The sequence below is a fragment of the Parvimonas micra genome, assembly GCF_021300775.1.
In the GTDB taxonomy this organism is placed as follows: domain Bacteria; phylum Bacillota; class Clostridia; order Tissierellales; family Peptoniphilaceae; genus Parvimonas.
In genome coordinates this window covers 132,700-147,845 of the sequence record NZ_JAJTJP010000002.1, presented here as the reverse complement: position 1 = coordinate 147,845, position 15,146 = coordinate 132,700, and the positions used below count along the sequence as shown (strand labels likewise).

Below are 15,146 nucleotides of genomic sequence, written 5' to 3'. Positions count from 1 at the left end.
CCAGATTAATTGTATCTAACGATACAATTATCCCGTCAGACCTACTTTTGTTTCACTCATTTCAGTTGAAATGTTGTTATGGGATTTTCTTTTCAAAATGCTATGACGTCAATTATTTTGCTTTATATGATATATTAAAATACAATGGGTATTAAAATTTTCTACTTTTTTTCTACTACGTTTATAAAGTTGATTTAGTACATGAAAAAAAGACTTAAAACATCCCTATGCTTTAATTCATTTTATTGTTGACTAAATAACACCTTATATCATATTAATTAAAGTAATATGTGATTTTATTGGAAAATTATTTTAGAAATTGTAATTTTTATGTTTAAAAATACAAATTAAAGGTATATATATACTGTGTGGTAGTTTTCAAGATAATAAACTCCTCCCATAAGTTTTCCTTTTCTTTACTGCCACACGTACATATGCCAGCAAAGCTTTTGTTCTTTATAATCCTCCCATTATAGATAAATGCAAATTTCTCTGCTGTCATATTAAAATGTAAATTAAAAAGATGGATGCTATTGCAACCATCTTTTTTATTTTTTGAATTTATTACAATAAAAAAGCGTAGATATTTCTACGCTTATTTTTTATGTTTAATTCTAACCTAATCTTTGTTTTGCATCTGAAGCTCTTCTTAATGCTTGTCCAGCATAGTTGATTGCAAGCATTAGCACAAGTACTAACATTGATGCAGGGAACCAAATATACATTCTATCTCTTAAGATTGTTGGGTCTAACGCCTGATTGATAAGAGTTCCAAGTGATGGTACTCCTGGTGGTAAACCGAATCCAAGGAATGTAAGTCCGATTTCAATACCCATATTACCAGCTAAGTCTAAGATAGCACTGATGATAAGAATTGAACTAATATTTGGTAAAATTCCTCCAAACATTATCTTCCATGATGGTGTTCCCATTGTCTTAGATGCGCTTATATAATCACGTCTTCCTTCAGAAAGAGCTTTTGATCTTACAAGTCTTGCAATACCTGTCCAATAGAATACACTCATGATAAATACGAATGTAACCATATCATATTTTGGAACTAATGTTACGAATACAATGATAAGCATAAGTGTTGGTAATACTTGGATAAAGTCGATAATTCTCATGATGATATTATCTACGATACCACCGTAGAATCCGATGATTAAACCAACAATAATACCTATTACATTAGTTAATACTGTTACAGAAGCCCCAATTATGATTGAGTTTCTAGTTCCGATGAAAAGTTGTCCTAGAAGTGATCTACCACCTTGGTCAGTTCCTAAAACATATCCGCCTTCGCCAGGTCTTAGGAATGAATCCATTAGGTTAACTTTCATTACTTCTTTTACATCGAAGAACATACTTCCTATAAATACTGTTAAAATTATTAATGTTAAAACTACAAGTGAAAATGTTGCTAATTTATCTTTTTTAAATTCTCTAACAATTACTTTAAAAGCACTTGGAGTTATATGTTCATTATGTTGGGAAGCATCTTTTTGCATTTCTTTTTTTCTACTCATTTTATCACTCCCCCTATTACTCTATTCTGATTCTTGGATCAACTATACTCATAATGATGTCTGATAATAAACTTCCTAATAGAGTTAAGAATCCAAAAATCATAATTAAAACTGTTAATACTGAATAATCTCTTGATTGAATAGCTTCCATGAATAACTTACCCATTCCTGGATATCCAAAGATTGTTTCCATAAATACTGAACCTGAGATAAGTCCTGTTAATGTAAAACCAAAGAATGCAGCAATTGGTAAAATTGAGTTTCTAAAGATATGATGTGAATAAACTTTATCAATAGGTACTCCCTTACTTCTTGCAGTTCTTACATAGTCTGAACCTTTAGCATCAATAACTTCGTTTCTTAAGTATTGAACAGTTCCTGTTGTAGCTATTAAAGCATAACATATTGCTGGTAAAAGCATATGTCTTAATCTACTAATTACATAAGCGAAGCCTTTTACACCTGCATCAACAGAGCCTGATGATGGGAATATGTGTAATGTGTATGAGAATAATAGTATCATCAATAAGTAGAAGATAAAGCCTGGTATCGCATAAGTTACAAAGTTATATAATGTAACTGCTTTATCAAACTTACTTCCGCTGTATCTACCTGATAACACACCAAGTGGTAATGCTATTATATAAAGGAAAGTTACACAAAGTAATGATAACCAGAATGTGTTTCCAACTCTTTGTCCTAAAAGGTCAGATACTGGTACTTTAAATCCATAACTAATACCAAAATCACCTTTAAGCATGTTAGTTACCCATCTAGCATATTGTTTGTACCATGGATCATAAAATCCATATTTAATTCTTAAAGCTTCTATTTGTTTAGGGTCTGTGTTAGGATTGATTTGTCCTGTAAATGGATCCCCTGGCATTAATTTAGCCAAAATAAATACTAAAATACTTAATATTATTAATTGAGGTATCATTAGAAGAAATCTTCTTAATACGGTTTTCCACATATTATTTTACCTCCTTTTTTGCTACATAGTGAGTATCTGTAAGTTTAACTAAATCATATACTCTACCTTTTTCATTGTAATATTCTTTTTCTAATTCTTTATATTCTTTTTCTACTTTAATTCTATTTGCGATTAATTGTTCTTTTAATCTTGGATCTGTTTCTGGAATCGCAGCAATTAATCTCTTAGTGTAGATATGTTGTGGATTTTTATAGATATCTTCCTTTGTTCCTTTTTCAACAAGTCTTCCTCTGTACATGATGTTAATGTAGTCACACATGTGTTTTACAACACCAAGGTCGTGAGAAATGAAAAGGTATGATAATCCCATATCTTTTTGAATTTTTTTCATGAAGTTCAATACTTGCGCTTGAACTGAAAGGTCAAGAGCTGAAACTGGTTCGTCAGCAATGATAAGTCTAGGATTTAAACTTATTGCTCTAGCAACACCGATTCTTTGTCTTTGACCACCAGAAAATTCGAATGAATATTTATATAGCGCATCTTCTGGCATACCAACTATATCTAAAAGTTCTAAAACTTTCTTTCTTTCTTCTTTAACAGTCATTTTTCCGAAGTTTCTAAGAGGTTCAGATATAATATCAATAACTCTTTTCTTAGGGTCCAAACTTGCCATATTATCTTGGAATATCATTTGAACATCTCTAGTAAAAGCTTTATCTTTTCTAACCATTCTTTTAGTAAGAGGTTTTCCATCGAAAATAATTTGTCCACTTGTAATTTTTTCTAGACCGATTATAGATTTACCGATAGTACTCTTACCACTACCACTTTCTCCGATAAGTCCGTAAGTTTTTCCTTTTTCGATTTCCATATCAACACCGTCAACAGCTAAAACATGGTCAACTATTTTATTGAAAAAGCCACCTCTTATTGGATAGTGAACCTTAAGGTCTTTAATTTCTAAAAAGCTCATTAATTATCCCCCTTTGCTTCGAATTGGAAGTTCTTATAACAAGTACATCTTACGAAATGTCCAGGTCCAACTTCATGCATTGTAGGTTCTTCTTCATGTTCTTCATCTTTAACCCAAGGAATTCTAGCTTTAAATCTACATCCTTGTCTTGGTAAGTTCTTTAATGAAGGAACCATACCTTGAATTACATATAAATCTTCATCATCTGCATCCATTTGAGGAATACTGTTCAATAAACTTCTAGTGTATGGGTGTTTTGCATTTGTAAATAGTTCTAAAACAGGTGCTTCTTCTACTATTTGTCCAGCATACATTACACAAACTCTATCAGCAAGTTGAGCAACAACTCCTAAATCGTGAGTGATTAGAATAATTCCAGCATTAATTTCTTTTTGAATTTGAACTAAAAGGTCTAAGATTTGTGCTTGAATTGTTACGTCAAGAGCAGTTGTTGGTTCATCTGCTATGATAATCTTAGGTTTACAAGCAAGAGCGATAGCTATTATAACTCTTTGTCTCATACCACCTGATAATTCATGTGGATATTGTCTAGCAACACGAGGAGGATTAGGAATACCTACTTGTTCGATTAATTCTAAAACTCTAGCTTTTCTTTCTTCAGCATTCATTTTTGTATGATAAATCAAACCTTCCTCGATTTGTTTTCCTATTCTTTGTAAAGGATTCAAAGATGAAAGTGGATCTTGGAAAATCATTCCAATACCTTCTCCTCTGATTTCATTAAATTCTTTTTCTGACAAACCTACTAAATTCTTTCCTTCAAACAGAATTTCACCTGTTGAACGAGTGTAGTTTGGATTATGTAAACCCATAATTGTAGTAGCTAAAGTCGATTTACCACATCCACTCTCACCTACTATAGCTAGTATTTCATCAGAGAATAATTTCATATTAACGCCATCAACTGCGTCAAAATAATCATCACGGATTCTAAAACTTGTGTGTAAATCTTTAATTTCCAAAAGTAATTCCTTTTGATCCATTGATTTCTCCCCCTAACTCTCTGTTTTGGTCTTATTCTCTATAAAATCATAAATACACTTGCTTAAGTTTAAAAACTAAAATAAAAGGAATAAAAACATTGAAAAACAATTCCTTACTAGTAATAAAAATCAATATAATAATCAACCAATTTTCATTAATAAATGTACCTATGTTATAAATTCAATTATAATTATACAATATCTAGAAGGAATAATCAAGTATATTGAAAACATTTTTAAAGTTTAATGTTCCTATTGTTAGGCTTTTTTGATAATGTATAATTATTCATTTTTTGTAATTTTTTTCGAAATTAATACATTTTTATATAATATAACTATCAGCTTTACCTCATTGCACCTTTGTAATATTCTATGTTAAGTATAATTCAATTAATATCAATCTATTCTAACTTATGAAAAATAAACTTGAATAATTTTTCAGATTGTAAAAAAATAATCAAAGTTAAATAAAAAAATTTTTTAATCCATAAGAATTTTTTATGAAATTCCTTTCTGATTTTTGTAAATTATAAACAAAAAAGACATCTTTTAGATGTCTTTTTTATTTTTCTACGATTTCAATTTTATCTTCTGCTTTTATCTTTCCACCTTTTAAAACTTTTGTGAAAATCCCTTCTCTTGGCATTACACAATCTCCAACTATATGCCTTATTTCACAACCATGATGACATTCTTTTCCAATTTGTGTAACTTCAAGTGTGCATTCTCCAACCTTTAAAATTGTTCCTATTGGTAATTCGTATAGAACAATGCCTTCTGTTAAGATATTTTCTGCAAAATCTCCAGCTGAAAGTGTTGGTAATTTTTCTTTCATAGCTTCCATACTTTCAACTCCAAGTAAACTTACTTGTCTGTGCCATTTTCCGGCATGAGCATCTCCTTCTATTCCGTAATCTTCTATTAAATTTATGTACTCTACTGGATGCTTCTTAACGCCTTTTTTCTCACTAATACTAACTGATAAAACTCTCATTATTTTTCCCTCACAAAATCTCCGCTTTTACCACCAGATTTTTCTAATAATTTAATTTCTGTAATTTCAATATCTCTTTGAACAGCTTTACACATATCGTAAATAGTTAGAGCAGCGATTGAAACGGCAGATAGTGCTTCCATTTCAACACCTGTTTCTCCAACACATTTAGTTGTTCCGATTATCTCTATTTCAAAGTCTTCATGATTCATATTAAACTCAATATCAACGCCTACTAAATTTATAGGATGACACATTGGAATTATTTCTGAAGTCTTTTTTGCTCCCATAATTCCTGCAACTTGAGAAACAGCTAACACATCACCTTTTTTAGCTTTTCCATTTACAATGATATTAAAAGTTTCTTCATTTAGTTTTACTTTTGCAAAAGCCTTAGCAATTCTTTTTGTCTTTTCTTTTTCTCCGACATCAACCATTTTTGCACGGCCTTGTTCATTAATATGAGTTAAAACTTTTTCTTCCATTTTAACCTCCAATTTTATTCATATCTCTTGCACTTTCACTTTTACCTTCTTCAAGATGATGTTTTTCAGGTTTATCAAAAATCCCTCTTTTAAAAACTTCTTCAAGTTCTTCTCCGCTTAATCCTTTAAGATTAATTTCATCTTTTGAATGCAAGCAAGGTTTAAGTTTCCCGTCACTTGTTAATCTAATACGATTACAATCTGAACAGAATGAACAGCTTATCGGACTTATAAGTCCAATTTTTCCCTTTTGTCCTTTTATTTTATAGATTTTTGCAACACCAGAAACACCGTCAAACTCTAATTTCGGAACTTTTTCTAAAACAATTTTGTTTGAAACAAATTTATCCTTAGACCAATTTGCAGTTTCTCCAATTTGCATAAGCTCTATAAAACGTACTTCTAAATCATAGTCATTAGCTAATTTTACGAAATTTTCTATTTCATCATCATTAAATCCACCGATTAAAACAACATTTAACTTAACTTTAAAGCCCTTTTCAATAGCATAAAATAGACTTTCCATAGTTTTGTCAAAATCATTTCTTCGGGTTATATCATTGTACTTTTCTTTTACCAATGTGTCAAGACTAAAATTTATTCTTTTAACTTTATTTTCAAAAAGATCATCTGCCATATTTTTTAAATGAACACCATTTGTTGTTATAGCAATATCTTCAATCTGTTCAATTTTTGAAATCTCTTTACATAAATGAATAAAACCACGGCGAACCAAAGGCTCTCCGCCAGTTAATCTAATTTTTGTTATTCCGTTTTTAGCAGCAACATTTACTATCTCAACAATTTCCTCCAAAGATAGAATATCGCTATGACAAAGACTTTCTACACCACTTTCTGGCATACAGTATTTGCATCTTAGATTACATAAATCGGTAACTGAAATTCTTAAGTAGGTTATATCTCTACCAAATCTATCTTTCATATAATCTCCTATCGATTTTTAATGTAATTAATTATTTTCTACCATTAAAATTAAATCCTCTTTTCTCATTGTGATAAAAAGATTTTCTCTATTCTCTACTTTTTTCAAAATATGCTTATCAACTTCAATTCTAATCGAATTTTTTGCATCTTTTTTTCTAACTAGTATTATGTAAGTAAAAACATCTTCTACAACTCTTTCAACTTCAACCGCAAAAGAATTTTCATCTGATTTTTCTAATTCAATTAGATGCGCACGAATTCCAAGTATCTTATGTTCTTCTAAAATAGTATCTGAAGTTTCAAGCTCAATATTCCAATCCAATGCCCTAAGTCTATTCTCTGAAATCTTTTCGATTTTTGAGAAGTTTTTACAACCTGAAATAAGACAGGACGAAAAAGTTTTTGGATTTTTAAAAAGCTCTTTTTTATTCATAAGATCTTCACTTTTACCATTAGACATAACGCAAATTTCATTGCAAAGTCTATACACTTCTGCTCTACTATGTGATACTAGAATAGTAGGTATTTTGTAATTTCTCAAAACTTCTGAAACCTCTAATTCAATCTTGGATTTCAAATAGTCATCCAAAGCAGAAAATGGTTCATCTAAAAGTATAATTTCTGGCTTATTTATAAGCAATCTAGCAAGTGCTACTCTTTGTTTTTCTCCACCGGAAATTTCGTTAATCTTCTTATCTTTTAAATGAGAAATCCTCATTTCTTCAAGCTTTTCCATAATTAATTTATCAAAATTTTCTCCTTCCCTTATACCCACTTTGATATTTTCGTATACATTCATATTAGGAAAGAGAGCATAGTCCTGAAATAGATAGCCTATCTTTCTATCCTTAGGAGAAATATTTATCTTTTTTTCAGAGTCAAATAGAACTCTATCATTTAATACAATTCTTCCTTTATCGGGTTTTTCAATTCCTGCAATACATTTTAAAGTAAGACTTTTCCCGCTTCCAGAAGCTCCTAAAAGTCCCATAATCTCATTATCAAATTGAAATTTTGTCTTTAAAGTAAATTTCCCAAATTTCTTTTCAATATCTACATAAATCATAAATTGCTCCAATATTATTCCTTAACTGCTTTATTTTCTAACATATTTATAATGATAAGGACTGTAAATGAAATCACAATATTTACAAGCACCCATTTATATGCTAGAGCATCATTTCCCGTTCTCCAAAGCTGATAAACTGTTGTTGAAATTGTAGCAGTATCATTTGGAGTGTATCCAGAAACCATACTTGTTGCACCATACTCACCAAGCGCTCTAGCAAAACTTAAAACAAGTCCTGCTAAAATACCCTGTTTACAATTAGGTAAAATAATTCTCCAGAAAATCCAAGTATTACTTTTTCCAAGAGTTTGAGCAACATATTTTAAATTCATATCAAAATTTTGAAATGAACTTCTAGCAATTCTATACATAAGAGGAAAAGTTACAATAACAGTTGCAAAAATTGCAGAATACCAAGTCATAACAAGTCTAATTGAAAACTTTTCAAAGAAAAAACCTCCTATTGCACTTCTAGGAGATAATAATCTTAAAATGAAAAAACCGATAACTGTTGGTGGTAATACTAAAGGAAGTGTTAAAATAACATCCAAAATTCCCCTTATAAATCTATTAAGTTTTGAAATATAATATGCTAAGAATATCCCTACAAAAAAAGTTATAATTGATGAAATCAATGCAATTCTTAGCGAATTTAAAAGAGGAAAAAGCTCCATAAACACTTCCCTTTCATACTACATTTTAGTTAATTATTTTGCTCTTGTAAAGCCAACTTTTTCAAAAATTGCTTTACATTCATCACCTTTTAAGAATTCTAAAAATTCTTTAGCTTCATTTGGATTTTTAGAATTTTTCAAAACTGCTGCCGGATATAAAACAGGAGTCTTAATCATTCCTTCTTTTGCAGTAGCAACAACTTCAAGACCAGCTGAATAAGCGTCAGTTGCATATATTATACCACAATTTGCAACTCCTTCCTTAATCCAAGTTGTAACTTCCTTAACATTACTTCCAAAAGTAACTTTACTTTGAATTTCATCCCAAATTTTTAAGTTTTTCAAAAGCTCTTCTGAATATTGACCAACAGGAACATCAGAATTACCAAGAGCTATTTTTGAAATTTCAGCTTTAGTTAAATCTGTGAAATCTTTAAGTCCTGAAGAATTTCCCTTAATAACAGCAAGAACGACCTTATTTTCTAAAAGGTTAAATCTACTTGATTCGTCAATAACAACTTTTGCATCTGGAGTCTTTGACTTATCCAAAGCATTCATTTGTTTAGAAGCTGCAGAGATAAAAATATCTACATCTGAACCTTGTTCAATTTGTTTTTTTAAAGTTCCTGAAGAATCAAAAGTATAAACTAATTCAATATCCTTATGTTTTTCTTCATAAACTTTTTTGATTTCTTGCATAGTTTCAGTCATTGAAGCTGCACAATAAACATTTAACTTCTTCTTTTCTGTCTTTTCAACTTTTGTTTCTTTGTTTTCTTTATTTTCTGCTTGTTTAGAAGAACATGCAGTAAAACCAAGAATCATAGTTAAAACTAAAAAAACTCTTAAAAATTTTTTCATAACATACTCCTTAAAATATATTTGACATATGTAAGTCAAATAAATTTTACCATTGAAGCGAGAATAAGTCAATAACTATAGTTAAGTTATTTCTAAAATAGTCGAACGATATTTGTAAAAATAACCATTTATGATTAATTTAAAATATTATTAGAATAAATTTATATAGTTTGATTTATATTTACTTTTAACGTCTAGCTATTAAACAACGATTATTCCATTATACGTCATTTAGAAAATAGTTAATCTATCCCTAACTTTGCTTGTTCTCAAGGGTAAGTAAATGTATCGTAAAACATGGAAATTTTTATTTCTTTCAGAAATACTATTGCTTGCTAGCAAGCAATAGTTGAGATCTCTCCACTCCGTTTCACTACGGTCGAGATGACGTGTTGGGGGATTTTCTTTGCAAAGTGCTATGACGTGAATTATTTTGTTTTATGAAATAATTTATTTTAAGTTTGCCACAAAAAAAGAGATAATTTTCATTATCTCTATCCTATAATATTCTTTAAATAATCAACGTCTTTTATTAATATCTTTTTCGTTTCTATTAACTCTATAACCCCTTTTGCATTTAGTTCTGCAAGTTTACGAGTTACAGTTTCTCTTGTAAGTCCTGCAAATGAGCCCATATTTTCACGGCTTATATTTAATTCTAATAAAATTCCGTTTATTTTTTTAACTCCAAAATTTCTAGCTAAACTTAAAAGAAGTGATGCAACTTTTACATCTGCACTATTTTCTATTAATCTTGTTACTAAGTCTTCTGCATGACGAATTCTTAAAAATGATTCTTCTAATATTTTTATTGTAACTTTAGGGTATTTGTTAATCATTTTATCAAAACATTCTCTTGAAAGAGATATTACCATAGTATCTTCAATAGCTTGTCCATAGTAGATATAACCTGTTCTCTTTATCAGATTAAGTCCTCCAATGAAATCATCCTTTTGATATATATAAAGCATTTGTTCAATTCCAGAACTACTAATTGTAAAAACTTTTATTTTACCTGTTGCGATTATATACATAACATCAGCTTTATCTCCGGGTTTAAATAAAAATGTATTCTTTTTGTACTTCATAATTTTCAATTCATTTCTGAATTCATCAATGTCTTCAATGGATAAATCAGAAAAAATTTTCAAAGTTTCTAAACTAATATCTTTTGTTTTCATTTAAACCTCCGAATGCTATTTTGTAAATTTAATTCTATCACTTATTATGAATAAAAGCAATAAAAATACATATTTTTAACTTAAAATTGAAACAAATATTTTTGTAGTTCATTATTTTAAAATTTTTTATAAAAAATTTAAAAAAAGTATTGACAATTATTTTTTTTAGTGATAAAATATCACCTATGAATAATAAATTTGAAAGAACGAGTAGAAAATTGAAAGTTTCAGAGAGTTAGTGTTTGGTGAGAACTAATACGGAAAATTTTTGAAAATCATCTTTTTTAAAGGATTCGTGAACAAAGTAAGGAATCCCGCAGTGGTTTGCGTTAACAAAACCCTACATTGTTAGATGTTTGAGTGTTTCATTTTTTGAAAAATTAAGGTGGTACCGCGGAAGTTATTTCGTCCTTTGTCTATTTGACAAAGGACTTTTTTATTTTAAAAAATAGCTAACCATCATTTACATAATGGGAATATTTAAACAAAAAGTCAAAGAAAAATTTTAGGAGGTTTGTATGAAAAACAATTTAACAAAAGAACAATTTTTTAGCGTAGCAATAATGCTATTTGGTTTATTTTTCGGAGCTGGAAACTTAATATTCCCTCCACTATTAGGAAAACAAGCTGGTGGAGCAACTTTCCAAAGTTTACTTGCATTTGGTATAACTGCAGTAGTTTTCCCAATCTTAGGTGTAGTAGCTGTAGCAAAGACAAAAGGTCTTTCTAACTTAGCTAGTAAAGTAGATAAATATTTTGCAATAGTTTTTACAACAATGATATATATGGCAATAGGACCTGGACTTGGAATACCAAGAGCTGGAAGTCTTCCTTTTGAAATGGCAGTTGCTCCATTTTTACCAGAAAATGTATCATTAAGTCTTTCAAGACTTGTTTACACTTTTGTATTTTTCTTAGTTGCTTATTTAGTTTGTTTAAAACCAAATAAATTAGTTACAAGAATGGGTAAATTTTTAACTCCTGCTCTTTTAGTTTTAATAACTGTAATGTTTGTAGGTGTTCTATTTAAAAATCCAAATGCTGTAACAAGCCCTGTTGGCGATTATGCAACTTCTTCAACTGTTAAAGGTTTCTTAGAAGGTTATAACACAATGGATACAATAGCAGCTTTAAACTTTGGTCTTGTAATATCACTTGCTGTTAAATCTTTCAAAGTTGAAGATGAAGAAAAAGTTATAGGATATACAGTAAGAGTTGGTTTAGTTGCTGGATCTTTCTTATTTGTTATATATGCAATGCTTGCATATATAGGAATGACTACTTCAGGATTAACTGGAGATGTTAAAAACGGTGCTGAAATATTAACAACTGTTTCACAATATGTATTTGGAAAATTTGGTATAGTTTTACTTGCTAGTATATTCACTCTTGCTTGTTTAACAACTTGTATAGGTCTTATAACTAGTATAAGTAAATTCTTTGAAACTATGACTAAAGAAAAAGTTTCATACCATAAATGGATAGTATTTTGGACTTTCCTTTCATTCTTAGTTGCAAACTTTGGACTAAACACAATATTAAAAGTTTCAGTTCCAGTTTTAGTAGCTATATATCCAGTTTCAATAGTTTTAATATTACTTGGACTTACAGAAAAATATTTTGGATACAACAAATTTACTTATAGATTAGTATGTTACACAGTAACTTTCATATCAGTTGTTGAAGCATTACTATCTGTAAAACTAAATATTCCTTTTGTAACAGAATTAGTTTCAAGTCTTCCTTTCTTTAGCTTAAGTCTTGGTTGGGTATTACCAATGGTATTAACTTGGTTAGTAGGAATGGCTTCTAAATTAGTTGAAGGAAAAGTTTCAGCAGGAAGTGCTGCTTTCGACGAATAATATTGATTTTTAAACCTCCTTATGCTACAATTAAGACTAGCTTTAAATAAGGAGGTTTTTTAATGGATAATGTTTTAAAAATAAGAGGCCTTACCAAAACTTTTGGTCAAACAAATGCTGTAGATAGGGTTGATATGAATATCGAACTTGGTGATATCTATGGTTTTATCGGAAGAAATGGTGCTGGTAAAACAACTCTTATTAGAATTTTATTAGGTCTTTGTGAACAAAATTCTGGTGAAATAGAACTTTTTGGTTCATCAAATATATTTGAAGGAAGAGATAAAACTGGTTGTATTATAGAAAATCCTGCATTTTTCCCAAAAATGTCTGCAAAAGATAATATAATAGCACAGTCAAAAGTTATTGGGGTTAAACTAAGTAATGAAGAAATTGAAGATTTACTTAGAACTGTTGGTCTTGAATCAACTGGTAGAAAAAAAGCAAAAGATTTTTCACTTGGTATGAAACAAAGACTTTCAATTGCTCTTGCACTTGTTGGAAATCCAGAATTTTTAGTTCTTGACGAACCAACAAATGGTTTAGATCCAGAAGGTATTAGAGATGTTAGAAATCTAATTTTAAAATTAAATAAAGAAAAGAATATTACAGTTTTAGTTTCAAGTCATATCTTAGGAGAGCTACATAAATTAGCTACTAGATATGGAGTTATTGATAAAGGTAGATTAATAAAAGAATTTACTGCTAAAGAACTTGACGAAAAAACTGAAGATGGTTTTGAAATCAAAGTTAGAGAAGAAGATGTATTAGCTGCAAATGAATTTTTCACAGAAGCTAATATAAAATTTACATTAAATAATGAAAAATATGTATTTACAATCTCCAGCGAAGAAAATTCCAATGAAATTCTAAAACAACTTACTGCAAAAGGAGTTATTCCAACTTCTTATGGTTCAAAAAATGTAGATTTAGAAGATTATTTCTTGGAATTGATAGGAGGTAAACATGAATAGAGTTTTAAGTTATGATAAATTTAAATTACAAAAATCAAAATATTGGTGGATTTGTACTTTAATAGCAATAGCTATGAATACAATCGGCATAATTGTATTAAAAAACGGTATGAAATATTTGGGTGGCTCAAAAAGTTTACCTTTTGATGCATACAGAAGCATTACTTCTCCAGTAACTTTTCTATTGGCTATAATTATATGTTTATTTGTAGGAACTGACTTTAAAACAGGCACTATTAAAAACATTGCATCTAAAGGGATTCATAGACATGAGATAGTTCTTTCAAAATTAATTTGGAGCTATATTTTATCTTTTATTTTTATTACTTTAAGTGTACTTGCAGGTATTGTATCTATTATATTACTAACTAATACTTCAATAAAAGGTAAAGAATTCGCAGAGCTTATAAAACTTACAGCAATTAGTTTTGTTGCGGTATGTGCTTTCTCATCACTATTTAACTTAATTAGTTTTACATTTAAAAGTTCTGGTATTTCTATGGCTATTTCAATTATCTTTATAATGCTAAGTGAAATTGTGATTAACTTACTTGAAGTATTGTTAAAAATTAAAAATATCAAAATATATTTCCCTAATTTTATATCAACAATCACAGTAAGCGGAGCTTCATCCAAAACAGTAACAACTTTTATTATTTCAATGATTGTTTGGACTGTAGTTTGTTCTGGACTAACTGTTTTAATTTTCAAAAAACAAGAAATTAAATAATATAACAAAAATAAAAAGCAGACTTAATTGTCTGCTTTTTATTTTTATTTTCCATTTAGGTTCATTTCTTTTGCATTTTTTGCTTCTTCAGGTATTGAAAATTCTTTAACTTGATTTATATCAGAGAAAGTTGTTTTTGATTCTGCATCAAATGAAATATTACCTTGTTTATCATGTTTTATAATACCTTTAATATTTGTTTGAAATTCCACTGGATAAAAAGTATTTTTATCTATTACATATTTTATCTCATATTTTTCAATATCCATATTTTTAAATGTACTTTCTAAAGTTGGTTGTGACGAAAGTGAAAGTTTAAGAAGAGCTTGTTTAGCTGTTTCATCATTTCCTTTATAGCTTATTATATAATTTGAACCCTCTTCAGTTATTACCGAATCCTTTTCTATTATTTTAAATAATTCTGGTATAACTTCTAAATTTCCAATATCTTTTTGTTTTTCAAAAACTTCTTTGAATTTACCATTAGGAACTTTTGCCCATTCTTTAGTCATAGATGAGTAAAAGTACATTTCATTCTCTGAAAAATACATTTTATAGTCAGATGAATTTTCCCCCATTATAGTTTTACCTTCTAATTTAATTAGAAGTGGATTAGAACTTGATGTTATTTCAGTTTCTATGTTAATAGTTATACCTTTGCCGAAAATATCGCTAGTTGATTTGTTATTAAGTTTTAATTTAAGGTTTTTAATTGTTTTTGATGCCTCAATAAATTTATCTCTTAGCTCTTCTAATGAAATATCAGCTTTTTTTATAGTATCTTCTTTCTTTTCAGTATTATTATTGTTGTTGTTATTGTTATCACCTTTTGATGAGCAACCAACTGCTACAAGTGAAATTGAGCATAAAGCTAATGCCATTAATAATTTATTTACTTTTTTCATGTTTTACCTCCTAATTTGTATCT

The 15,146-nt window shown here is 29.0% G+C and carries 15 protein-coding genes and 1 other annotated feature; of the genes, 3 read left to right on the top strand and 12 right to left on the bottom strand.

The genetic code is table 11. The features are described from left to right. Positions 1-614 precede the first annotated feature (614 nt). From LW893_RS03940 to LW893_RS03890, 11 genes are all read right to left on the bottom strand, one after another. On the bottom strand, positions 615-1,529 hold the full coding sequence (locus tag LW893_RS03940) for an ABC transporter permease (RefSeq protein ID WP_233055926.1): 915 nt from the start codon (positions 1,527-1,529) through the stop codon (positions 615-617). Positions 1,530-1,545: 16 nt separating this feature from the next. Further along, on the bottom strand, positions 1,546-2,502 hold the full coding sequence (gene opp4B, locus LW893_RS03935) for an oligopeptide ABC transporter permease (RefSeq protein ID WP_233055925.1): 957 nt from the start codon (positions 2,500-2,502) through the stop codon (positions 1,546-1,548). Between the two features lies 1 nt (position 2,503). Continuing rightward, positions 2,504-3,439: an ATP-binding cassette domain-containing protein gene (locus tag LW893_RS03930; protein WP_233055924.1), complete on the bottom strand. Its 936-nt coding sequence runs from the start codon at positions 3,437-3,439 to the stop codon at positions 2,504-2,506. Continuing rightward, complete coding sequence (locus LW893_RS03925) at positions 3,439-4,443, bottom strand: ABC transporter ATP-binding protein (RefSeq protein WP_233055923.1); 1,005 nt, start codon at positions 4,441-4,443, stop codon at positions 3,439-3,441. The genes LW893_RS03930 and LW893_RS03925 overlap by 1 nt, the downstream gene beginning before the upstream one ends. A gap of 562 nt (positions 4,444-5,005) precedes the next feature. Further along, positions 5,006-5,437: an MOSC domain-containing protein gene (locus LW893_RS03920; protein WP_233055922.1), complete on the bottom strand. Its 432-nt coding sequence runs from the start codon at positions 5,435-5,437 to the stop codon at positions 5,006-5,008. Then, a complete protein-coding gene (moaC, locus tag LW893_RS03915; RefSeq protein WP_233055921.1) occupies positions 5,437-5,922 on the bottom strand; it encodes a cyclic pyranopterin monophosphate synthase MoaC in 486 nt (161 codons plus the stop codon). Before moaC ends, LW893_RS03920 begins: the two co-directional genes overlap by 1 nt. A 1-nt stretch (position 5,923) precedes the next feature. Next, positions 5,924-6,865 (bottom strand): GTP 3',8-cyclase MoaA, encoded by a 942-nt coding sequence (moaA, locus tag LW893_RS03910; RefSeq protein WP_233055920.1) that lies wholly within the window; start codon positions 6,863-6,865, stop codon positions 5,924-5,926. 27 nt (positions 6,866-6,892) lie between these two features. Beyond that, positions 6,893-7,933 carry a sulfate/molybdate ABC transporter ATP-binding protein gene (locus tag LW893_RS03905; RefSeq protein ID WP_233055919.1) on the bottom strand — a complete coding sequence of 347 codons (1,041 nt, stop codon included), beginning with the start codon at positions 7,931-7,933 and terminating at the stop codon, positions 6,893-6,895. A 14-nt stretch (positions 7,934-7,947) separates the two neighbouring features. Continuing rightward, positions 7,948-8,610: a molybdate ABC transporter permease subunit gene (gene modB / locus LW893_RS03900; protein WP_233055918.1), complete on the bottom strand. Its 663-nt coding sequence runs from the start codon at positions 8,608-8,610 to the stop codon at positions 7,948-7,950. Positions 8,611-8,643: 33 nt separating this feature from the next. Then, positions 8,644-9,471, bottom strand: coding sequence for a molybdate ABC transporter substrate-binding protein (gene modA / locus LW893_RS03895; protein WP_233055917.1), 828 nt, complete (start codon positions 9,469-9,471; stop codon positions 8,644-8,646). A 494-nt stretch (positions 9,472-9,965) separates the two neighbouring features. After that, positions 9,966-10,652 (bottom strand): Crp/Fnr family transcriptional regulator, encoded by a 687-nt coding sequence (locus tag LW893_RS03890; protein WP_233055916.1) that lies wholly within the window; start codon positions 10,650-10,652, stop codon positions 9,966-9,968. 189 nt (positions 10,653-10,841) lie between these two features. Continuing rightward, positions 10,842-11,068 (top strand) — a binding site (T-box leader). A 102-nt stretch (positions 11,069-11,170) separates the two neighbouring features. On the opposite strand from LW893_RS03890, the gene brnQ reads away from it, so the two are divergent. From brnQ to LW893_RS03875, 3 genes are all read left to right on the top strand, one after another. Further along, positions 11,171-12,514 (top strand): branched-chain amino acid transport system II carrier protein, encoded by a 1,344-nt coding sequence (brnQ, locus tag LW893_RS03885; protein ID WP_233055915.1) that lies wholly within the window; start codon positions 11,171-11,173, stop codon positions 12,512-12,514. A 62-nt stretch (positions 12,515-12,576) separates the two neighbouring features. Then, on the top strand, positions 12,577-13,488 hold the full coding sequence (locus LW893_RS03880) for an ATP-binding cassette domain-containing protein (protein ID WP_233055914.1): 912 nt from the start codon (positions 12,577-12,579) through the stop codon (positions 13,486-13,488). Continuing rightward, positions 13,481-14,218, top strand: coding sequence for an ABC transporter permease (locus LW893_RS03875; RefSeq protein WP_233055913.1), 738 nt, complete (start codon positions 13,481-13,483; stop codon positions 14,216-14,218). Before LW893_RS03880 ends, LW893_RS03875 begins: the two co-directional genes overlap by 8 nt. A 44-nt stretch (positions 14,219-14,262) precedes the next feature. On the opposite strand, the gene LW893_RS03870 is transcribed toward LW893_RS03875, so the two are convergent. Further along, positions 14,263-15,123, bottom strand: coding sequence for a DUF6612 family protein (locus LW893_RS03870; RefSeq protein ID WP_233055912.1), 861 nt, complete (start codon positions 15,121-15,123; stop codon positions 14,263-14,265). Positions 15,124-15,146: the final 23 nt, after the last annotated feature.